The sequence below is a fragment of the Oleiphilus sp. HI0086 genome (assembly GCF_001635225.1).
This window is the reverse complement of record NZ_LWFZ01000606.1, coordinates 1-222: the sequence shown is the minus strand read 5'-3', so window position 1 is coordinate 222 and position 222 is coordinate 1. Positions and strand designations below refer to the sequence as shown.

Sequence of the window (222 nt, the reverse complement as noted above, 5' to 3'; positions counted from 1 at the left end):
ATTGCCAACCTAACGCCTTCGGTGATTGCACCACAGCCGCTGCTTGATCTTTTGCATTGACGCTAAACTTGTTCATGTATTATTCCTTATCTACTTAAGCGGGTACGCGTGAGATTCGTGTTTTTGGATCTATTCTGGGTAAGGTGACTTCCTTCGAGATTGACCTGATATAAGCTATCAGTTCTCGTGCGATCGCCGTTACCACGACACTTCGATGTTTAC

Annotated in this window: 1 pseudogene; it reads right to left on the bottom strand. The window is 45.0% G+C overall.

What is annotated here, in order from left to right:
* Window positions 1-94: 94 nt before the first annotated feature.
* Window positions 95-222 (bottom strand): annotated as a pseudogene (locus A3756_RS28670) (IS110 family transposase); the annotation flags it as partial.